Origin of the sequence: Mycobacterium sp. M23085, assembly GCF_045343915.1 — a bacterium.
GTDB lineage: Bacteria > Actinomycetota > Actinomycetes > Mycobacteriales > Mycobacteriaceae > Mycobacterium.
In genome coordinates this window covers 3,569,759-3,590,858 of record NZ_CP174280.1, presented here as the reverse complement: position 1 = coordinate 3,590,858, position 21,100 = coordinate 3,569,759, and the positions used below count along the sequence as shown (strand labels likewise).

General features: G+C 68.5%; 20 protein-coding genes. 5 read left to right on the top strand and 15 right to left on the bottom strand.

Annotation, left to right across the window (positions count from 1 at the left end; all coding sequences use genetic code 11):
* Positions 1 to 18 precede the first annotated feature (18 nt).
* From egtD to ACIUM1_RS16615, 11 genes are all read right to left on the bottom strand, one after another.
* Positions 19 to 984 carry an L-histidine N(alpha)-methyltransferase gene (gene egtD, locus ACIUM1_RS16665; protein WP_406813742.1) on the bottom strand — a complete coding sequence of 322 codons (966 nt, stop codon included), beginning with the start codon at positions 982 to 984 and terminating at the stop codon, positions 19 to 21.
* Positions 984 to 1,694, bottom strand: a complete 711-nt coding sequence (gene egtC / locus ACIUM1_RS16660; RefSeq protein WP_406813741.1) for an ergothioneine biosynthesis protein EgtC — start codon at positions 1,692 to 1,694, stop codon at positions 984 to 986. The genes egtD and egtC overlap by 1 nt, the downstream gene beginning before the upstream one ends.
* Positions 1,694 to 3,010 (bottom strand): ergothioneine biosynthesis protein EgtB, encoded by a 1,317-nt coding sequence (gene egtB / locus ACIUM1_RS16655; protein WP_406817714.1) that lies wholly within the window; start codon positions 3,008 to 3,010, stop codon positions 1,694 to 1,696. The genes egtC and egtB overlap by 1 nt, the downstream gene beginning before the upstream one ends.
* Positions 3,011 to 3,108: 98 nt before the next feature.
* Positions 3,109 to 4,425: an ergothioneine biosynthesis glutamate--cysteine ligase EgtA gene (egtA, locus tag ACIUM1_RS16650; protein WP_406813740.1), complete on the bottom strand. Its 1,317-nt coding sequence runs from the start codon at positions 4,423 to 4,425 to the stop codon at positions 3,109 to 3,111.
* A gap of 179 nt (positions 4,426 to 4,604) precedes the next feature.
* The gene (locus ACIUM1_RS16645; RefSeq protein WP_406817713.1) at positions 4,605 to 5,231 is read right to left on the bottom strand and encodes a sensor domain-containing protein; all 627 of its coding nucleotides are present in this window, start codon (positions 5,229 to 5,231) and stop codon (positions 4,605 to 4,607) included.
* A 77-nt stretch (positions 5,232 to 5,308) separates the two neighbouring features.
* Entirely contained in the window at positions 5,309 to 6,757 is a 1,449-nt protein-coding gene (locus ACIUM1_RS16640) for a catalase (RefSeq protein ID WP_406813739.1), read from the bottom strand.
* Between the two features lie 241 nt (positions 6,758 to 6,998).
* A complete protein-coding gene (locus tag ACIUM1_RS16635; protein WP_406813738.1) occupies positions 6,999 to 7,541 on the bottom strand; it encodes a hypothetical protein in 543 nt (180 codons plus the stop codon).
* Positions 7,542 to 7,695: 154 nt separating this feature from the next.
* Positions 7,696 to 8,133, bottom strand: a complete 438-nt coding sequence (locus ACIUM1_RS16630) for a hypothetical protein (protein WP_406817712.1) — start codon at positions 8,131 to 8,133, stop codon at positions 7,696 to 7,698.
* Positions 8,134 to 8,321: 188 nt separating this feature from the next.
* On the bottom strand, positions 8,322 to 9,473 hold the full coding sequence (locus tag ACIUM1_RS16625) for a DUF4185 domain-containing protein (RefSeq protein ID WP_406813737.1): 1,152 nt from the start codon (positions 9,471 to 9,473) through the stop codon (positions 8,322 to 8,324).
* A gap of 17 nt (positions 9,474 to 9,490) precedes the next feature.
* Positions 9,491 to 10,534, bottom strand: a complete 1,044-nt coding sequence (locus ACIUM1_RS16620; RefSeq protein ID WP_406813736.1) for an aspartate-semialdehyde dehydrogenase — start codon at positions 10,532 to 10,534, stop codon at positions 9,491 to 9,493.
* Positions 10,535 to 11,800, bottom strand: a complete 1,266-nt coding sequence (locus ACIUM1_RS16615; RefSeq protein WP_406813735.1) for an aspartate kinase — start codon at positions 11,798 to 11,800, stop codon at positions 10,535 to 10,537.
* A 293-nt stretch (positions 11,801 to 12,093) separates the two neighbouring features.
* On the opposite strand from ACIUM1_RS16615, the gene leuA reads away from it, so the two are divergent.
* The gene (gene leuA, locus ACIUM1_RS16610) at positions 12,094 to 13,950 is read left to right on the top strand and encodes a 2-isopropylmalate synthase (RefSeq protein WP_406813734.1); all 1,857 of its coding nucleotides are present in this window, start codon (positions 12,094 to 12,096) and stop codon (positions 13,948 to 13,950) included.
* A 31-nt stretch (positions 13,951 to 13,981) separates the two neighbouring features.
* Here leuA and ACIUM1_RS16605 read toward each other — a convergent pair whose 3' ends face one another.
* A complete protein-coding gene (locus ACIUM1_RS16605) occupies positions 13,982 to 15,622 on the bottom strand; it encodes a chloride channel protein (protein WP_406813733.1) in 1,641 nt (546 codons plus the stop codon).
* Between the two features lie 189 nt (positions 15,623 to 15,811).
* On the bottom strand, positions 15,812 to 16,807 hold the full coding sequence (locus ACIUM1_RS16600; protein ID WP_406813732.1) for a DEDDh family exonuclease: 996 nt from the start codon (positions 16,805 to 16,807) through the stop codon (positions 15,812 to 15,814).
* A 79-nt stretch (positions 16,808 to 16,886) separates the two neighbouring features.
* On the opposite strand from ACIUM1_RS16600, the gene ACIUM1_RS16595 reads away from it, so the two are divergent.
* The 3 genes from ACIUM1_RS16595 to ACIUM1_RS16585 are packed head-to-tail and all read left to right on the top strand — an operon-like array spanning position 16,887 to position 19,258.
* On the top strand, positions 16,887 to 18,125 hold the full coding sequence (locus ACIUM1_RS16595) for a MurT ligase domain-containing protein (RefSeq protein ID WP_406813731.1): 1,239 nt from the start codon (positions 16,887 to 16,889) through the stop codon (positions 18,123 to 18,125).
* Between the two features lie 4 nt (positions 18,126 to 18,129).
* Positions 18,130 to 18,834, top strand: coding sequence for a type 1 glutamine amidotransferase (locus tag ACIUM1_RS16590; RefSeq protein ID WP_406817711.1), 705 nt, complete (start codon positions 18,130 to 18,132; stop codon positions 18,832 to 18,834).
* A 1-nt stretch (position 18,835) separates the two neighbouring features.
* Positions 18,836 to 19,258, top strand: coding sequence for a hypothetical protein (locus tag ACIUM1_RS16585; RefSeq protein WP_406813730.1), 423 nt, complete (start codon positions 18,836 to 18,838; stop codon positions 19,256 to 19,258).
* An 11-nt stretch (positions 19,259 to 19,269) separates the two neighbouring features.
* Here the strand turns inward: ACIUM1_RS16585 and recR are convergent, their stop codons facing one another.
* Both recR and ACIUM1_RS16575 read right to left on the bottom strand, forming a co-directional pair.
* Positions 19,270 to 19,881, bottom strand: coding sequence for a recombination mediator RecR (recR, locus tag ACIUM1_RS16580; RefSeq protein ID WP_008263246.1), 612 nt, complete (start codon positions 19,879 to 19,881; stop codon positions 19,270 to 19,272).
* A gap of 14 nt (positions 19,882 to 19,895) precedes the next feature.
* Positions 19,896 to 20,240 (bottom strand): YbaB/EbfC family nucleoid-associated protein, encoded by a 345-nt coding sequence (locus ACIUM1_RS16575; protein WP_406813729.1) that lies wholly within the window; start codon positions 20,238 to 20,240, stop codon positions 19,896 to 19,898.
* A 98-nt stretch (positions 20,241 to 20,338) separates the two neighbouring features.
* On the opposite strand from ACIUM1_RS16575, the gene ACIUM1_RS16570 reads away from it, so the two are divergent.
* Complete coding sequence (locus tag ACIUM1_RS16570; RefSeq protein ID WP_406813728.1) at positions 20,339 to 21,100, top strand: Rv3717 family N-acetylmuramoyl-L-alanine amidase; 762 nt, start codon at positions 20,339 to 20,341, stop codon at positions 21,098 to 21,100.

The following is a 21,100-nucleotide window of genomic DNA, read 5'->3' as shown; positions in this document are numbered from 1 at the left end:
CCAGCGCGAGTCCCCCGGTCACTTGACGGCCAACGACAACCCGAAGTCGCCCGCCTCGTCGGTCCACCACCGGGTGCGGCGCAATCCCGCGGCGGCCAATTCGCCAGTCACCTTGTCGGAGCGGAACTTGCATGACACCTCGGTGAGCATCTCCTCGCCCGCCTCGAAGTCGACGGTCAGCCCGAGCGAGGCGACCCGCACCCGCTGGCGCCGGTCCGAGCGCAGCCACATCTCGATGCGTTCTTCCGCCGCGTTCCACCGGGCCACGTGCCGATAGGCGTCGACATCGAAGTCGGCGTCGAGTTCCCGGTTCACCACCGCCAGCACGTTGCGATTGAACGCGGCCGTCACCCCGGCGGCGTCGTCATACGCGCGCACCAGCCGCTCGGTGTCCTTGACCAGGTCCGTGCCCAGCAGCAAGCTGTCGCCGGGCCGCATCTGCGCGGACAGTGCGGCGAGGAACCGCGCGCGCGGCCCGGGCGTCAGATTGCCGATGGTTGACCCCAAGAACACGAACAGTCGCCGGCCGCCTTCGGGAATCTCGGTCAGGTGCTCTTCGAAATCGCCGCAGACGGCCTTGATTTCGACACCGTGGTATTCCCGCTGGATGGCCGCGGCGGCGGTGGACAGGATGCTGGCGTCGACGTCGAACGGGACGAACCTGCGCAACGAATGCCGGGCGCGCAGTGCGTCGAGCAACACGCGCGTCTTCTCCGAGGTGCCGCTGCCCAGTTCCACCAGGGTGTCGGCCTCGCTGGCCGATGCGACCTCGCCCGCGCGGGCGCGCAAGATCTCGGCCTCGGCGCGGGTCGGATAGTACTCGGGTAACCGGGTGATCTGGTCGAACAGATCGCTGCCCACGGAGTCGTAGAACCATTTGGGCGGCAAGGATTTCGGTGTCTTCTGCAGGCCGTCCAGCACGTCGCGGCGCAACGCGTGGTACGCGGAGTCGGCGGCCAGGTGGTTCGACAGCGACAGCGTCATCAAGATCCTCTCGACTGGTCCAGTGGCGTCAGCGTGACACCATCCGCGGTGACTTCGACAAGATGACGGTTTGGCACGTCCTCCCAGTCGGAGTCGTTGTCATAGGGCTCGCTGGCCAGCACCACACCGTCCGGGCGGCGCAGAATGGACAGCGTGTCCCCCCACGCCGTCGCCAGCATGCGAGAGCCGTTGGCGGCCAATATGTTCAGCCGGGCGTTGGGGTCGGCCGCTGCTATCTCGGCGATGGTGTGCGCCAAGGTGTCGAGGCCGCGCTCGAAGATGGTGGCCGCCAGCATCGCGCTGTCACAAACCGATTCGGCGCGCGGCGTCGCCGGCAACACGGCCCGGTCGACGATTCCGTTGTGCGACAACAACCATTGTCCATCGGTGAACGGCGCACACGCACTGGCCTCGATCGGCATGCCGACGGTGGCCGAACGCACCGCGGCCACCACGCAGTGGCTGCGCAGCCCGGGTGCGATGGAATCGAACGACACATCGCCCCACAGCGGCGCCTGGCTGCGCCAGCGGCGCGGCACCGAGCCCGTCGGTGAGCTGTCGAAAAACCCGACGCCCCAACCGTCGGCGTTGAGCAGGCAGTGCTTCTGGCGGCGCGGAGCATAGGACTGCACCCGCAGCCCGAACGGCGGGTCCAGCACCAGCGAGGAGACCGTGACGTCGGTCCCCAGCCAGCCCAGGTGGCGGCACATCAGGCGGGATCCCCGGCGTCGGAGACGTCCCACGCCAACCGGACACCGGAGAAGATCTGGCGCCGGTACGGGTGATCCCAATTGCGGAAACTCGGCCGGATGATGCCCGGCTCCACGGCCCACGAGCCGCCGCGCAGCACCCGGTAATCGCCGTCGAAGAAGGGTTGGGAATAGCGCTCGTAGAGCATCGGGACGAACCCCGGCCAGGGCCGCAGCGGGGAGGTGGTCCACTCCCAGACGTCGCCGAGCATCTGCTCGGCCCCGCACGCCGAAGCACCGCCGGGGTAGGCGCCGACGGGCGCCGGCCGCAGCGCCGTGCCGCCCAGGTTGGCCAGCGTGTCGTCCGGTTTGCGCTCTCCCCAGGGGTACCGGCGCCTCGTGTTCGTGGCCGGATCCCAGGTGCAGGCCTTCTCCCATTCCATCTCGGTGGGCAGCCGCGCACCGGCCCAGGCCGCGTAGGCCTCGGCCTCGAAATAGCTGACGTGCTGGACGGGTTCGTCGGGCGGGATGTACTCGACGTGGCCGAACCGGGTGCGGGTCGCGCCGTCGGAGCTCCAGAACTGCGGCGCGCTCAGGCCCGCGCCCTGGCGGTGCTGCCAGCCGCGCTCGGACCACCAACGCGGCTGGTCGTAGCCGCCGTCGTCGACGAAGTGCCGCCATTCGCCGTTGGTGACCGGAACCCGCCCGATCCGGAACGCGGGTAAGCCGACGACGTGCGCGGGGCGCTCGTTGTCCAACGAGGACGGCTCGCTGGCGGCGTCCACACCGAGCACGAACTCACCGCCGGGCACCAGCACCGACGTCCCGGCCAGACCGGCTCGACCGGACGGCAGCCCCGGCGCGTCCCGCAACAGCGGCGCGCCGCTGCGTAAGTTCAAGGCCTGCAGCATCGTCTCGTCGTGCTGGTTTTCGTGGCTGACCACCATCGCGTACACGAAGGCGGCCTCGTCGCCGGCGGGATCGTCGGGCAGCACGTCAAGGGTGTCGAGCACCGCGGACCGCACGGTCCGGCAGTATGCCCGCGCCTGGTCCGGTGACAGCAGCGGCAGGTCCACCCGGCTGGCGCGGGAATGCACGAAGGCGTCGTAGAGCCCCTCGACCGCCGGCGCCAACATTCCGGGCCGCGCGGGATCTCCACCTCGCAACAGCCACAGCTCTTCCTGCTGACCGATGTGCGCCAGATCCCACACCAACGGGCTCATCAAGGGGTCGTACTGCCTACACAGTTCGGCGTCGTCGAACTCGACGAGACGCAATGTCCGCGTCCGCGTCCGCGCCAAGTCGTCGGCGATCGCCTCCCGGCATAACGACCGCAAGCGCGGCGCAGCCGGGCGACGCGGGTCGGAATCATCGGGCGGTGACGACCGCAAGCGCGGCGGTGCCGCGCGACGCGGGTCGGAATCATCAGGAAAGGTCACCGCTCCCCTTGCGGGCATTGGGCCGCCTGGGAAAGCGCAGCCGCCAGACCGTGCTGAATCACCTGGTCGGCGAAGTCGTCGCCGGGACAGCGTCCCTGGTCGACCAGGCGGACCAACCGCTGCATCGAATCGCTGACTTCGGCCGGCGCCTTCGCGGCGGCAATGGACACGCACGCGTTGGCCGCCGCATACAGCCGACGGTCCCGCAGCCCCACCCGTGCCGCGGTGTCCCAGGCGGTGGCCACCGGCTCGACCGCCTCCGCCGCGACGTCGGCGGCGGCCGGGTCATCGAGCAGGACCGCCAGGGTGAACGCGACGGCCGGCCACAACGCGTCCGGCACGCTGTCCAGATAGCGGATCTCCAGCCACTGCCTGGGCCGCACCGGCGGGAACAACGTGGTGAGGTGGTATTCGAGATCGGCGACGCTGGGCCGACGCTCCCCGAGCAGCTGTCGGCCGTCCACCCAGTCGGCAAAGGGCACCCAATGGGTGACCGCCTCGGCGTCTGGATCGTGCACCAGCATTACCGGCGCCTTGAGCGCATACCGTGCCCAGTCGGTGCCCGGGTCGTCGCCGCTGGCGCCCAGGATGGGCCCGCAGCGTGCCGAATCCATCCGGCCCCACACCCGCTGCCGGCTCGACACCCAGCCGGTGAAGTCGCCGACCAGCATCGGCGAGTTGGCCGTGATCGCGATCATGGTGGGCCCCAACGCATGTGCCAGCCGCACCCGCGCGGCCCAACCCTCCCGCGGCCCGGCGTCCACGTTCACCTGGATCGATGCGGTCGAGGTCATCATCGCCGCGCCCGCTTCCCCGGAATGGCTGGTCGCGAAGAACTGTTCCATCGCGCGGTAACGGGCGCCGGGGTTGATGCGTTTAGGCGGCCGCAACGGGTCGGCGCCGAGGAAGACCAGGCCCAGCCCGGCCTCGGCAAACGCCGGCCGAAGCTCGGCCTGATCCCGGCGCATGGCCTCAATGGCGGGCACCACCCCGTCGGCCGGCGGCCCGGACAGTTCGACGGCCCCGCCGGGTTCCACGGTGATGCTGCTGCCCCCGGGCAGCGGGGGGAGCGCGTCGAGCACCGCGGTGATTTCGCTCCAGCCGGGTCGGCGGCCGGGGTCGGCCGGGTCGTGGCAATGGGCCTCCAACTCCAGACCCACCCGCCCCAGCGGGGCGTCCACCAGACATCCCTCGGCGATGTATTGCGCGACGGCCGCCGAATCGGCGAGCTCGGCGACGTTCAGCTCCGGGTCGGCACCGGCCACCCGCGATTCCGACGGCGAAGCCGCGGCAGTGATCGGCGCGAACGTCATATCACGATCCCTTCGGGCCCGGGCAGGCCTGAACGTGCACCTGCGGACCGCTTCCCTGCGCAGCTAATCGAACGATAATCGGCACTACTTCGTCTAGGGCTTCATCTATCAGAAGCCTCCGACATATTCCTTTCTCCGCTCGTGGGGTGCACGGGAAAGACGGTTACCCAATCGGCCGATTATTGACCCAGCGCGTTCTGCATCGCCCCAGCTAGCACGTTGACCGCGGGCCCGGCGTTGCCCGATTGGCACACTTTCGCCTGCAACAACACGTTTTCGCGCAGCCTGGTTTGATTGAAGCACCGCCGGTCGGTGCCCGCCTCCTGCTTGGTCCAGTTCTCGTCGGCCGGGCCGGCCGGCCCACCGTCGAACGACCACACCTGCGTGCTGCCGTTGTCGAGGTGGAGCGCGGTGGTCTGTCCCGAGCAGCCGACCGTTCGATCCACCACCCGATGAAAGGCCCGGCCCGCGGCGTCGTTGGTCGCGAACACCCCGACGGCCTGTTTGACCAGGTGCGTCTGGTCCGTGGCGGACGTCTGGGTCAGGGCACTGTTGAACGACGCCAGATCGGGGTCGTTGTACACCTCGGGCAGACCGATGTCGGCCCAGTTGTTGCACGCCGGCAGGTCCACCCAGTCACCCTGGCCGGGCTGGGTCGACACCGCTTCCCACCCCATCGGCCCACCGACGATGTTGCCGACCGACCCCTTGCCCAGGACGGCGTAGTTCACCACGCCCGGCTCCGACGGGTGCGCGGCCGCGACCGGCATTGCGACCGCGCCCGCCACAGCGATGCCGAGGGCCATCGCGGCCCCGCGGATCTCGGCAACTTGCGTAACCCGCGTGGTCATGCAGCGATCATGCCAGGCGCGCAGACGTGCGGTCAGCCCCCGTTGCCCCGAACGCCTTCCTCGACCTTCTTGCCGAGGTCGGGGTCGACATTGCGCCAATATTCGAACACCCGGGACAGCACCGGCTCCTTAACACCCTGAGAGACGTGGCCAATGATGTTGTGCGCCAAACGTTCCCTGGCCGCATCGTCGAGAACTTCGCGGACCATGGTGCCGGCCTGGCCCCAGTCGTCGTCCTCGGCGTGCAGCGTGTACGCCGCGCGGACCATGTCACCGTCGGCATGCCAACGGATCTCGGCGGCGCGTGCCGGGTCGGCGTGCGGCCCACCGTAGGAATTGGGCGCATACACAGGGTCGGAGACGTTCTTCACCCGCATGGCCCCGTCTTTGGAATAGCTGTTCACCTCGACCTTGGGCGTGTTGACCGGGATCTGCCGGTAGTTGGTTCCGAGCCGGGCGCGGTGCGCGTCGGAGTAGGAGAACCCGCGCGCCTGCAACATTTTGTCCGGGCTCAGCCCGGTGCCGGGCACGGTGTTATTCGGCTCGAAGGCCGCCTGCTCGATCTCGGTGTGGTAGTCGGTGACGTTGCGGTTCAGCGTCATCTTGCCGACGTCGATCAGCGGGTAATCGCTGTGCGGCCACACCTTCGTGAGATCGAACGGGTTGAACCGGTAGTTCCTGGCCTCCTCATACGGCATGATCTGCATCTTGAGCGTCCAGCTCGGGTATTCGCCGCGCTCGATCGCCTCATACAGGTCGCGCTGGTGGTAGTCGCCGTCCTCACCGGCCAGCCGATCCCCGTCTTCCTGGGTCAGGAAATCGACACCCTGATCCGTCTTGAAGTGGTACTTCACCCAGAAGATCTCGCCGGCGGCGTTGATCCAGCTGTAGGTGTGGCTGCTGTACCCGTTCATGTGCCGCCACGACTTGGGGATCCCCCGGTCACCCATCAGCCAGGTCACCTGGTGCGCCGACTCCGGTGACAGCGTCCAGAAATCCCACTGCATGTTGTGGTCGCGCACATTGCTTGCCTGCAGCCGCTTCTGGGAGCGGATGAAATGTTGGAACTTCAACGGGTCGCGCATGAAGAACACCGGGGTGTTGTTGCCGACCAGATCGAAATTGCCTTCGCTGGTGTAGAACTTCAGCGCGAAGCCGCGCGGGTCGCGCCAGGTGTCTGGGCTGCCCCGCTCGCCGGCAACGGTGGAAAACCTTGCCAGCATGTCGGTCTTGGTGCCGGGCTGGAACACCGCGGCCCTGGTGTACTGGCTGACGTCGTTGGTCACTTCGAAATGGCCAAATGCGCCACCGCCTTTGGCGTGTGGCTGGCGCTCCGGGATGCGTTCCCGATTGAACATCGCCATCTGTTCAATCAGGTAGTGGTCCTGCAGCAGAATCGGCCCGTCCGGGCCGATCGTCAGCGACTGATCGTCGCTCGGCGCAGCGATACCGGCATCGTTGGTGGTGAAACGCTCCGTCATTACGCTCTCTCCTCGTCACCGGGCTGAAAGCCGGCACTACCCGAGGTCGCACGCCGCAGCACCGAATCCGCTTGAGCATCAAGCATTTTCAGTACAGCGGTGCACGTCCCGGATCTCCCGGCCTGCACTCGAGTATTCCCCTCATTTCGCTCTGGTCAAGAAATCCGGGCAACGGGTGGGTTGCCCACTACGGGCTGATACCCATTCCGGCTCGACTTAAGGCGTGATGTGAAGCGCGCTGTTATGGGCGCGGTCCGGGCGCGGGGGGTGGGTTGGCACCCGGCGCTTGCCCTGGCCCGCCGGCACCCGGGCCGCCGACCGGTCCGCCGGGACCACCCGGGCCGCCGGGGGGCATCGGGACGATCAAGCCGGGACCACTGGGCCCGTATCCCCATGGCCCGTTGCCGGGCCCGCCCGGGCCACCGGGTCCGCCGTACCACGGGCCGTAGCCGCCGGGTCCGTATTGCCCGGGGCCGTTGCCCGGCCCGGGCCCGCCGGGGCCGCCCCACGGTCCGTTGCCCGGTCCGGGGCCGCCGGGCCCGCCCGGGTGGAACATGCCGTGGTGGTACTGGCAGTGGTGCTGGTGCTTCCAGATGAAGGCGCCGACGAAGAACACCGAGGAGAGGATGAAGACGATGCCCGCGACGATCACCACCCAGGCCGCCGCCGTGTAGAGCCGCGGCGGCTGCACGCGGTGCGGGGGTGGCGGCGGTGGCGCGGTCACGGGTGCGGCCGGGGTCGACTCAGCGGTTGGCTCAACTGGTGGTTCGGGTGTCTCGCTCATGCCTTGCCATATTGCCCCGGATGCCTGGTCCCTAACAGGTCTGGGCGACAAAATTGTGGTGAATCGAGACGCGGTGGTGAGACGCCGGTGATCGCAACAGACAGGTGGCCCGGCGCTCGCGGGGAGCGCCGGGCCACTGGTTGGTATGGGTTTTTCAGTTGGTCAACACGATGACGCTCGGGGCCTGTCCCGGTGCGCCGTGCGCGGTGGCCGCGGAGTGGAACACCGACGGCGGGAGCTGACCCGGGGCCATGCCACTGGGCCGTACGCCCGAGGTGGCCGGAGGAGCGGTGGTGGCTCCCGGACCGGTCTGTCCACCCTGACCGCCCTGGCCACCCGGTGCGCCCGGGCCGCCGAAGCTGCCGGGTCCACCAGGACCGCGGTGGTGAACCATCGCGTGGTGGTGCTTGTGGTGGTGGCCGTGGTGGCCGCCGCGGTGGCCAAGGATGAAGCCGGTGAAGAAGATGACCGCGACGATGAACACGATCCCGGCGACGATGGCGACCCACGCGGCGAGTTGGAAGACCCGCGGGGCCCGGTAGGCCGCCGCCGCTTCGGCGGCGACCGGTGCAGTTGCGGTGGAGTGCCGCACAGTGGGGGTTTCAGAAGTTTCACTCATGAGACAAATGATGAAGCCGTTAACAGTAGTGGCGGCTATGCGCTGCTTATGTAGCAGCTGTGAACCAAAACCCCCGCTCAGCGGGTGAAAAGCGCGCTCCGCCCCAGCGGTGCAAGCCCACCTGCAATCAGGCGAACCGAAGTGCGCGAACCGCGCCGACGTTACTCGGGCCGCAGCGGATTGACCGCGAACTGGATCACCCGGTACGGGGCGGCAACCCGGGCACGGGTGTCCCACTGGCTCACGAAGATCCGTAACTCGTCGAGCGTCGAACCGGGCGAGATGTAGCCGCCATACGGCTGCGCGAGCCGGTTGTCGTAGGGCGGCGGCAGGCTCTCCGCCGGGTCCGGCCACTCGTCGTGCTGCACCACGGTGGTGACCGGCGCGGCGCCCAGCGATGTCGGGTCGTCGGCCACCCGGACCTCCATGTTGCCGGTGACGGCATTGAAGTAGGACAACACCGTCTTGCCGTCGATCTGCCGGATGCACATCTCGCCCACCGCGTCCGGCCACAGTGGGGTCGGCGGCTTTCCCCAGCCCCCTTGCGGGCCGGCCGCCCAGCCCTGCCACCGCGACCGGTCGGTGAACGCCTGCGGGGTGGCCCGGTACAGCAGTACCGGGTCTCGGCGGGTGAAACTGTCGGCGACGATGTACACCCAGCCGCTCGGAGAGTCCGGGGTGGGTATCGGGTCGTAGTAGCCGCTGATCTGCGTCTGCGAGCCGCCCTGGTACGACGCGGGCCGCTTGGATCCCGGGATCGTCTGCCAGCCCGCGCGCGCCGGTTCGGCGGCCACCAGGCGGGAGGTCTGCGGCTCGAGGTTTTTGGTGGTCGTCACCATCAAGTAGTTGCGGCGGTTGATCTGCACCACGCCGGCGGGCAGCTGGGAGGCTCCCGGCGGGGCCGGGTCGGCCAGCAGCGGATTGCTGATGCCGGTCACCCCGGTGTAGCGCACCCCGCCGGGGTCGTCGACGGACGAGGTGTCGACGCGCAACGCCACCGGCGCGTACCACCCGCCGAACCCGACGCCTTGTCCGGCGAAGCTGTCGCCGCACACTTGGAGCAACTCGGCGGGGAACTCGACGAACTCACACAGATCGGTCGCGCCGATGCCGTAGTCGCCGGTCGGCGTGCCGGTTCCCGCGGTGGGGCCGATCCGCAGCACCTGACCGGGCGCCAGCGGCGGCAGCACCGGCTCGGGGGCAGGCGCCGCCGGGTCTGCGTGTGCAACGCTGGAAATCCAGTGCGGCAGAACCAAACACATCACGGCGAACAGTGAGCACCGCGCGACCAGGCGAGTGCGGGCTGAGCTCAACGAGCCCACCCGCGGATTCACAGCTGGGCGGCCAGCAGCTCGGCGATCTGGATGGTGTTCAGCGCCGCCCCCTTGCGCAGGTTGTCACCGGAGATGAACAAGGCCAGACCACGCCCCTCGGGCACCCCGGGATCGCGCCGGATCCGGCCGACCAGGGACTCGTCGACACCGGCGGCCGCCAAGGGGGTCGGCACGTCGACCACCTTGACGCCGGGTGCACCGTCGAGCAGCTCGCGGGCCCGCTCGGGTGACAGCGGCCGGGCGAATTCGGCGTTGATCGACAGCGAGTGGCCGGTGAACACCGGCACCCGCACACAGGTGCCGCTGACGGCCAGGTCGGGGATGCCGAGAATCTTGCGGCTCTCGTGGCGCAGCTTCTGGTCCTCGTCGGTCTCACCGGTGCCGTCGTCCACCAGGGAGCCGGCCAGCGGCACCACGTTGAAGGCGATCGGCGCCACGTAGGTCGTGGGCGCCGGGAACTGCACCGCGTTGCCGTCGTGCACCAGCTGCTCGGCGCCGTCGATCACCGCGCGGGCCTGGGTGGCCAGCTCCTCCACCCCGGCGATCCCGCTGCCGGAGACCGCCTGATAGCTGGACACCACCAGCCGTTGCAGACCGGCCTCCTCGTGCAGCACCTTGAGCACCGGCATCGCGGCCATGGTGGTGCAGTTCGGGTTGGCGATGATGCCCTTCGGTAGGGAACCGGCGCCCCGAACGTCCCGGTCGAAGTTCACCTCCGACACCACCAGCGGCACATCCGGGTCCTTGCGCCAGGCCGACGAGTTGTCGATCACCGTCACCCCGGCCGCGGCGAAGCGCGGCGCCTGCACCAGCGACATCGTCTTCCCGGCGGAGAACAACGCGATGTCCAGCCCGCTCGGGTCCGCCGTCGCCGCGTCTTCGACCTCGATCTCCTGGCCGCGGAACTCCAGCTTGCGGCCCTGCGAGCGTGACGACGCGAAAAACCGCACCGATGCCGCGGGGAAGTCCCGCTCGTCCAGCAACCTGCGCATCACCTGGCCGACCTGGCCGGTGGCGCCCACAACGCCGATGGCAACCATTTATCTGCCCGTCCCCGCATACACCGTCGCCGACTCCTCGCCGCCGAGCCCGAACGCTTCATGCAACGCCACGACGGCCTTGTCTAGTTCGGTGTCGCGGCACAGCACAGAGATGCGAATCTCGGAGGTGGAGATCAGCTCGATGTTCACGCCCACCTCGGCCAGGGCCTCACAGAAGGTGGCGGTGACGCCGGGGTGGCTGCGCATGCCGGCCCCGATCAGCGACACCTTGCCGACGTGGTCGTCGTAGAGCAGCTGGCTGAACCCGATCTCGTCCTTGAGCGCGTCCAGCTTGGCCACCGCGGTGGGCCCGCTGTCACGTGAACAGGTGAAGGTGATGTCGGTCTTGCCGTCCTCGACCTTGGAGACGTTCTGCAACACCATGTCGATGTTCACGTCGGCGTCGGCGAGCGCCCGGAAGACGCGGGCCGCATATCCGGGAATGTCCGGAATGCCGACAACGGTGACCTTGGCCTCGCTGCGGTCGTGCGCGACTCCGGTCAGGATGGGGTCTTCCATGGCTATGTCCTTGATCGATCCGACGACGACGGTGCCGGGGTTCTCCGAATACGAGGACCGGACGTGCACCGGAATGTTGTAGCGGCGCGCATATTCCACGCAGCGCAGCATCAAAACCTTGGCGCCGCAGGCCGCCATCTCGAGCATCTCCTCGAAAGTGACCGTGTTCAGCTTGCGGGCGTTGTGCACGATCCTCGGGTCGGCGCTGAAGATGCCGTCGACGTCGGTGTAGATCTCGCAGACGTCGGCGCTCAGCGCCGCGGCCAGGGCCACCGCGGTGGTGTCCGAACCGCCGCGGCCCAGCGTGGTGACGTCCCGGGTGTCCTGGCTGACACCCTGGAATCCAGCCACCAGCACGATGCGTCCCTCGTCGAGCGCGGTCTGCAGCCGTCCCGGCGTGACGTCGATGATCTTGGCGTTGCCGTGCGTGCCGGTGGTGATCACCCCGGCCTGCGATCCGGTGAACGAGCGCGCCTGGGCCCCCAGTGATTCGATCGCCATCGCCACCAAGGCGTTCGAGATCCGCTCACCGGCGGTCAGCAGCATGTCGAGTTCCCGCGGCGGCGGCGCCGGGCACACCTGTTGGGCCAGATCCATCAGGTCGTCGGTGGTGTCGCCCATCGCGGAGACGACAACGACGACGTCGTTGCCTTGCTTCTTGGTAGCGACGATGCGCTCGGCTACCCGCCGGATCCGGTCGGCGTTCGCCACTGAGGATCCGCCGTACTTCTGCACGACGAGCGCCACGCTTTTCCTGCCTCTCCGGCTCTGCGTACTTCAATTTCGGGGATGAGTCCACAACAGAATACGTGCCACCGTGTGGTGATTTACGTCGCAATACCTGGTTTCCTGGCCTGCGGATTCGTGACGGCCTCGGCGGCATTTTTACCGCGGCGCCTAAAGCGGTAAAGTGCAGGACGTGCAGCGGGTGCTCCTCCTCGGACGCCGCGACGGGGTCTGATCCAGACCGGCTTCCCGTCGCGGGTGTTCGCGATGCGCCGGTCTGAAGTTCCCCTTCTAAGACCCCCGGAGCAATCACCGTGACTTCCAATCCCGACGCGTTCAGCTCGGCACGCACCATCGTCCAGCCGGCGGCCCCACCGCGCCCCAGTCAGCCCACTTGGAACCCGCAGCGGGGCTCGTCGATGCCGGTCAACCGGTACCGGCCCTTCGCTGAAGAGGTCGAGCCCATCCGGCTGCCCGACCGCACCTGGCCCGACCGCGTCATCGCTCATGCGCCGCTGTGGTGCGCGGTGGATCTGCGAGACGGCAACCAGGCGCTGATCGACCCCATGAGCCCGGCACGCAAGCGCCGCATGTTCGACCTGCTGGTTCGCATGGGTTACAAGGAAATCGAAGTCGGATTCCCGTCGGCCAGCCAAACCGACTTCGACTTCGTCCGCGAGATCATCACCGACGGCGCCATTCCCGACGACGTCACCATCCAGGTGCTGACCCAATGCCGGCCGGAACTGATCGAGCGCACCTTCGAGGCGTGCCACGGTGCGCCGCAGGCCATCGTGCACTTCTACAACTCGACGTCAATCCTGCAGCGCCGCGTCGTTTTTCGGGCGGACCGGGCCGCCGTGCAAGCCATCGCGACCGACGGCGCGCGCAAGTGCGTCGAGGAAGCCGCCAAGCACCCGGGCACCCGGTGGCGGTTCGAGTATTCGCCGGAGTCCTACACCGGCACCGAGCTGGAGTACGCCAGGCAGGTGTGCGATGCCGTCGGCGAAATCATTGCGCCGACGCCGGAGAACCCGATCATCTTCAATCTGCCCGCCACGGTGGAGATGGCCACTCCCAACGTCTACGCCGACTCGATCGAATGGATGAGCCGCCACCTGGCCAACCGGGAATCGGTGATCTTGAGCTTGCATCCGCACAACGACCGCGGAACCGCTGTCGCCGCAGCGGAATTGGGCTACCAGGCCGGCGCCGACCGCATCGAGGGCTGCCTGTTCGGCAACGGCGAGCGCACCGGCAACGTCTGCCTGGTGACGCTGGGGCTGAACCTGTTCTCCCGCGGCGTGGACCCGCAGATCGACTTCTCCAACATCGACGAGATCCGCCGCACGGTCGAGTACTGCAACCAGTTGCCGGTGCACGAGCGTCACCCCTACGGCGGGGACCTGGTGTACACCGCGTTCTCCGGCAGCCATCAGGACGCCATCAACAAGGGCCTGGACCAGATGAAGGTCGACGCCGACGCCGCGAACACCGACGTCGAGGACATGCTGTGGCAGGTGCCGTATCTGCCGATCGACCCCAAGGACGTCGGGCGCACCTACGAGGCGGTGATCCGGGTCAACTCCCAGTCCGGCAAGGGCGGGGTGGCCTACATCATGAAGGCCGATCACGGCCTGGCCCTGCCGCGACGGCTGCAGATCGAGTTCTCCCAGGTGGTGCAGAAGATCAGCGAAGGGGAAGGCGGCGAGGTCAGTCCCAAGGCGATGTGGGACGCGTTCGCCGAGGAGTACCTGGCGCCGATCCTGCCGCTGGAGCGGATCAAACAGCGGGTCGAGGCCCCGGAGGACGACGAGGGCAGCACCACCGTCATCGCCACCGTGAAGATCAAGGGGACCGAGACGGAGATCACCGGCACCGGCAACGGCCCGCTCGCCGCGTTCGTCGACGCGCTGGGCGGCGTCGGCTTCGACGTCGCCGTGCTCGACTACTCCGAACACGCGATGAGCGCCGGTGACGATGCGCAGGCGGCCGCCTACGTCGAGGCTTCGGTGTCGATCGCGAGCGCGGCGCTGCCGGGCGAAGCGGGTCGGCACCCAGCAGGCCCGGTGGGTGGCCGGACCGTGTGGGGTGTGGGCATTGCTCCGTCGATCACGACGGCATCGCTGCGGGCCGTGGTGTCGGCGGTCAACCGAGCGTCGCGCGCCTGATCACACCCGTCCTGCGACCGCGAGCAGGCGCTCAACTCGCGCGGTCGCCGCGTGCGGCACGAGTGCGGGCCCAGCGCAGAACGGCACTGCGCGGTGGCTTGGGAAAATATGGAATCAGGTGCCGGGTCCGCTCGGTTTCTTCATTGAAATCGTGCAGGTGAGCGGTCAGCAGATCCTTGAGCAGCAGGTGGCCCTGGTCGGAGCCGTCCGGCGATACCACCTGCAGCGGCAGACCTTCGGTTTCGGCGAAAAGATTGGCGGCGTGCCGCAGGGTGGCCTGCGTGCTGACGGCACCGCCTCCCGGTTTGGGTGCGGGTCCGGTACGCATCACTTCGGCGACCAGGAATGCCTCCAACGGATCGGTGGTGTAATCGCGAGTCAGATGCATTCCGGTCCGCGTGATCTTCTCGGTGAGCACCGAGCGCGACAGCAACAGCACGGATACCAGGTAGGCGGCGATCGTGGCGATGATCACCGGGAGCATCGCGGGCCAGGCTCGGGTGAGCTCGAGGGTGAACATGATGGCCGCGAAGGGTGCCCGCATGAGGCCGCAGACCACGGCGGCCAAGCCCAACATCGCCCAGAATCCGGGGAACACGTGTGGAAACCAGTGTCCGACAAAGGCTCCGAGTGCACTGCCGATCATGAACACCGGAGCGAAGACACCTCCCGACGTTCCCGAGCCAAGTGACAGCGCCCAGATCGCGGTCTTCACCACGAGAATGCCGACTATCAGCGATAGACCGGCCTGCCCGGTGAGAATCGTATCGATCACGTTGTAGCCGACGCCGAGAGCGCGCGGTTCGATCAGACCACCCACACCGATGATCAGACCGCCGATCGCCGGCCACCACATCCAATGGATGGGCAGACGTGGAAACGCATTCTCGACCCAGAAAACAAGGTGCGACGCTCCGATGGCCACCACGGCGCCGGCTATTCCGATGACCACAGCCAACACGTCTATGGACCAGTGGATTTCGGGAATCCGCACACCGACCGGGAAGACGGGCCCGGCACCCAGAACGAACATGCGCACCACGGTGGCCACGGCGACGGCGCTGGCCACCGGGATTAGGCTTCGCGGCCGAAACTCGAAGAGTAGCAACTCAACTGCCAGAACGATGGACGCCAGCGGGGCGTTGAAGGTGGCGGCGATGCCACCCGCGGCACCGGAGGCGAGCAGGATCTTTCGTTCATCCGCGGTCAGGTGCAGGAATTGCGCGACAACCGAACCCATCGCGCCCCCGGTCATGACGATCGGCCCCTCCGCGCCGAACGGACCACCGGTACCAATGCTGATTGCCGCCGAAAGTGGTTTCAGGACAGCAACTTTGGGCTCGACACGGCTGCTGCCGGTAAGAATCACCTCGATCGTCTCGGGCATGCCGTGCCCACGAACCTGATCCGACCCGTACCGAGCCATCAGACCGATCACCAGACCTCCGGCGACCGGCGCACCCAGTATCAGCCACCACGGATGATGGTTTTGGGCGGGTGCCACCAGAGCATCCGAAACGCGTTGGTAGAAAACAAGATTAGTGACCAGCCCGATCAGCTTGAGTAAGCACCAGGCCACTAGGGCCGACAGGGCACCGATGAAGAGCGCGACCCCGCTGATCAGCAAAACCCGCCGATCGACAGCAAAATCCGCTAACCGTCCACCCGTCACAAAGGTTCCTCACTGGTGCGATCGACGATGCCCGCGTTGCGGTGCCCGCCGCAGTTTTTCGATCGTTTCCCTGAGAGGACCGCGCGCAGGATGCGTCGCCCGGCCAAGCAAATACTAACAATCCGAAACTGTCAGGTTCCCGACCGCCCGCTGGCTCTTTCCTGGGAGCTGCTCGGCCGAGGTGCCCGATCAGAACAGCGCGAGCTGCTGGTCCAGCGCGCTGGCGTCGGTGAATTCGTCCATGCTGGTGCCCCCGAGCACGGCGCCGACGCAGCAGTCCATGAACTGCGCGTCGGAGATCACCGGCACCCCCAGTTGCCGGGCGAGATAGCCCTTGCCCTGCTCGGGGGCGGGATCGTTGCAGACCACCAGCGAGGTTTCCCGGTCGACGGCATCGGTGTAGGCCAGCCCCGCGTGCAAGATCCGCTCCACGAGTTCCTCGTGGGTGCGCCCGACCTCGGCGGCCAGCGCCACCCGCATGCCCTGCACCAGCGGCCGGCCGCCGACGTAGGGGCCCGGGTTCAGGTACGGGCAGGGCATCCGGGAGGCCAGCACCTTCAGCGGCCGCAGCTCGTCGTGCGTCACCCGGCCGTTGGGCCAGCGGCGCCGGGTCACCGGGTGTACCGGCAGCCAGATATCGCCCGCGCGGGCCAGCTTGAGCGCCGAGGCCAGCACGCCGGTCAGCACCATCGCGTCGTCGAAGGCGTCGTGCGGGCGCTCCTGCGTGACGCCCCAATGCGCCGCCAGCGTCTCCAACCGCAAGTTGTCGAGGCCGAGATCCAACCGCCTGGCCAGCTCCACCGTGCACATGACGCTGTCGACGGGCAGTTCGGCCTCGGCCAATTCGGCCTCGGCGGCCAAAAACGCGTAGTCGAACGCCACGTTGTGGGCCACCAAGGTGCGGCCGCGCAGCACCTCGGCCACGTCGCCGACGATGTCGACGAACCGGGGCTGGTCTTCCAGCATGGCGGCGGTCAGGCCGTGCACGTGGGTGGGACCCGGATCCACGCCGGGGTTGAGCAGGCTCACCACCGAGTGTTCGACGTTGCCGTCGGCATCCAGGCCGAGCGCAGCCACGCTGATGATCCGTGCCTGACCCGGCCGGAAGCCGGAGGTCTCGACATCGACGACGGCCCAGCCCGCGTCCGGCTCGGTGGCCGGCCGACCCCAGGTCACCCCGCTCATGCACTGAGGATGGCATGGCGGACCGACATCATCCGGTCGCCGCGCGCCGTGTCGGGCCGCACACCTTTAAACTTCCCGGGTGATCACCACCCGTGCCCGTCTGGCCCTCGCCGCGGGAGCGAGCGCGCGGTGGGCGTCACGGGTGACCGGACGCGGGGCCGGCGCGATGATCGGCGGCCTGATCGCCATGACGCTGGACCGCTCGGTCCTCCGGCAACTCGGCTCCGGCCGGCGCACCGTCATCGTCACCGGCACCAACGGCAAATCCACCACCACCCGGATGACGGCGGCGGCTTTAGGCACGCTGGGTGCGGTGGCCACCAACGCCGAGGGCGCCAACATGGATGCCGGCCTGGTCGCGGCGCTGGCCGCCAACCGCGACGCGCCGCTGGCGGCCCTGGAAGTCGACGAAATGCACGTCCCGCACGTTTCCGACGCCGTCGAACCCGGTGTCGTGGTGCTGCTCAACCTGTCGCGCGACCAACTGGACCGGGTCGGCGAGATCAACGTCATCGAGCGGACCCTGCGCGCCGGCCTGGCCCGCCACCCTCAGGCGGTCGTCGTGGCCAACTGCGACGACGTGCTGATGACGTCGGCGGCCTACGACAGCCCGAACGTGGTGTGGGTGGCCGCGGGCGGTTCGTGGTCGAACGACTCGGTCAGCTGCCCGCGCACCGGCGAGGTCATCGTCCGCGACAAGGGGCACTGGTATTCCACCGGTGCGGACTTCAAGCGGCCCAGCCCGCAATGGTGGTTCGACGACCACACCCTCTACGGGCCCGACGGCCTGGCCCTGCCGATGCGGCTGGCCCTGCCCGGCGCGGTCAACCGGGGCAACGCCGCCCAGGCCGTCGCGGCCGCGGTCGCGTTGGGCGCGGGCCCCGCGGCGGCGGTGGCGGCGGTCTCGGCGGTCGACGAGGTCGCGGGGCGGTATCGGACCGTCCGGGTCGGTGCGCACCAGGTGCGCATCCTGCTGGCCAAGAACCCGGCCGGCTGGCAGGAGGCGCTGTCGATGGTGGACAAGCACGCCGCCGGGGTGGTCATCTCGGTCAACGGCCAGGTACCCGACGGGGAGGACCTGTCGTGGCTGTGGGATGTGCGCTTCGAGCATGTAGGGGAGGCCTGCAAAGGGATAGTGGTGGCCGCCGGGGAGCGCGGCACCGACCTGGCGGTGCGTCTCGGGTACGCGGGCGTCGAGCACACCCTGGTGCACGACACCGTCGACGCGATCGCGTCGTGCCCGCCCGGTCGGGTGGAGGTGGTCGCCAACTACACCGCATTCCTTCAGCTGCAGCGAGCGTTGGCGCGCCATGGCTGATTCGGTGGTGCGGATCGGGCTGGTGCTGCCCGACGTGATGGGCACCTACGGCGACGGCGGCAACGCGCTGGTGTTGCGGCAGCGACTCCGGCTGCGCGGCATCGCCGCCGAGATCGTCGAGATCACGCTGGCCGACCCGGTGCCCGAGTCGTTGGACCTCTACACGCTGGGCGGGGCCGAGGACTACGCGCAGCGGCTGGCCACCCGGCACCTGATCAAACACCCGGGCTTGCAGCGGGCCGCGGAACGGGGCGCTCCGGTTCTGGCGATCTGTGCGGCCGTGCAGGTGCTCGGGCACTGGTATGAGACGTCGGCCGGGGAACGCGTCGACGGTGTGGGCATGCTGGACGCGACGACGTCGCCGCAGCGGGCGCGCACCATCGGCGAGCTGGCGACCAAGCCGCTGCTGGCGGGCCTGACCGAGCGGCTCACCGGTTTCGAGAACCACCGCGGCGGCACCGCGCTGGGACCGGCGGCGTCGCCGCTGGGCGCGGTGGTCAAGGGCACGGGCAACCGGTCCGATCCCCCCGGCGACGGCTTCGACGGCGCGGTGCAGGGCAGCGTGATCGCGACCTATATGCACGGGCCGTGCCTGGCCCGTAATCCGCAACTGGCTGACCTTCTGCTGGGCAAGGTGGTCGGGGAGCTGGCGCCGCTGCCGATGCCCGAGGTGGACTTGCTGCGCCGCGAACGGCTGGCGGCACGCTGACGTGGGGGGCCAGCCGGCGAAGATCGCCTGTACCGCACTGTTCGCCGCGGCGGCGTTCGTCGCGTCGTCGACACCGGCGCGGGCCAACCCGGAAGTCCCGATCGGCCGGTACAACGTGCTGTACGCGGACAGCGACAAGCCGACCGCCTGGCTTTTCGCACCCTGCGGCTCGGACTGCACGCTGGCGACCTCGCAAGACGGCGGGACGTTCGTCATCAGCTGGGAGTTCGACCTCGCCAACGGGCGGTGGACGCACAGCGGCGTGGCGCAGGTACCGTGCCCGAACGGCGCCTCGGCCCCGGCGACCGTCAACTACAGCTTCGACGCCGTGTCACTCGCGGGCGAGGGCCAGACCACGTCGGACGCCTGCGGCGGAGAGCCGGTCAGGACATCTACCAGGTCGTTTCAACTGATCAAGGCGTGAGGGCCGCCGGCTCAGACCATGGCCCGTCGCCCGGCCAGCGCACGACCGAGCGTCAGTTCGTCGGCGAACTCCAGGTCACCGCCCATCGGCAGCCCCGACGCGATCCGCGTCACGGTCAGGCCCGGGATGTCGCGCAGCATCCGCACCAGGTAGGTGGCCGTCGCCTCGCCCTCGGTGTTGGGATCGGTGGCGATGATCACCTCGGTGATGTCGACGTCGTCGACCCGCTCCCCGATCCGGCTCAGTAGCTCACGGATGCGCAGCTGATCGGGCCCCACACCGGACAACGGATCGAGCGCTCCGCCCAGCACGTGATAGCGGCCGCGGAATTCGCGGGTGCGCTCGACGGCCTGGACGTCCTTGGGCTCCTCAACGACGCACACCTGCGACCCGTCCCGGCGGGGATCCGCGCAGATCCGGCACCGCTCGTTGTCGGAGACGTTGCCGCACACCGCGCAGAACCGCACCCCGTCACGGACCTTCGCCAGCACCGCGGTCAGCCGGTCGATATCCGGCGGTTCCACCGACAACAGGTGGAAGGCGATGCGCTGGGCGCTTTTGGGCCCGATGCCCGGCAGCTTGCCGAGCTCGTCGATCAAATCCTGGACGGGTCCTTCGAACATGTCGGTGGCGGAGCCTAGAGCCCCTGTGCCGGCGCGGGCGGTTGCCCCGGCGGCGGGCCGAAGCCACCGGCCAGCGACCCCAGCCGCTCCTGGGCCATCCGGGTGACCTGCTTGGACGCGTCTCCCATGGCGCCGACGATCAGGTCCTGCAGGGTCTCGACGTCCGACGGGTCGACGACGGAGGGATCGATCTTCACCGCGACCACCTCGCCGCTGCCCTTGACGATGACGCTGACCAAGCCCCCACCGGCCTGACCATGCACCTCGGCGTTCGCCAGTTGTTGCTGCGCCTCCATGAGCTTCTGCTGCATCTGCTGCGCCTGGGCCAGCAGCGCCGACATATCGCCTCCGGGTTGCATGACAATCCCCTCGCATCTTGGTCTCGAGTTGGTTTCGCTCGTGAGTCTCCGGCGATTCGGAACACCCAGCGTAGACCGCGCGGCGTTAGCTTTGCGCCGTGGACCTACGACTGAGCAGGCGTGTCGGCATCAGGACGATCATCTGCATGATCGTTGCTGCGTCGGCCATCATCATCCCGAACGCAGTGGCTGCCCCTTCCAGCATCGCCGGCATGGTGGTCTTCATCGATCCGGGCCACAACGGCTCCAATGACGCCTCCATCAACCGCCAGGTGCCCACCGGGCGCGGCGGCACCAAGGACTGCCAGACCAGCGGGACCGCGACCAACACCGGCTACATGGAGCACACGTTCAACTGGGACACCGCGCTGCGGGTCCGTGCCGAGCTGAACGCGCTGGGGGTCCGGACCGCCATGTCACGCGGCGACGATACCGGGCTGGCACCGTGCGTCGATGCGCGCGCAAACGCGGCCAACGCGCTGCGGCCCAACGCGATCCTGTCCATTCACGCCGATGGCGGCCCGCCGTCGGGCCGCGGGTTCCACGTCAACTACTCGGCCCCGCCGCTCAACCAGGTGCAGGCGGGCCCGTCGGTGCAGTACGCCCGGATCATGCGCGACCAGATGCAGGCCGCGGGCATCCCGCCGGCCAACTACATCGGCCAGAACGGTCTGTATGGCCGCTCGGATCTGGCCGGCCTGAACCTGGCCCAGTACCCGGCGATTCTGGTCGAGTGCGGCAACATGAAGAATCCCGCGGACTCGGCGCTGTTGGAGTCCGCCGAGGGCCGGCAGAAATATGCCGACGCAATGGTCCGCGGGGTCGCGGGTTTCCTGGCCTCGCAGGGCCAGGCGCGCTAG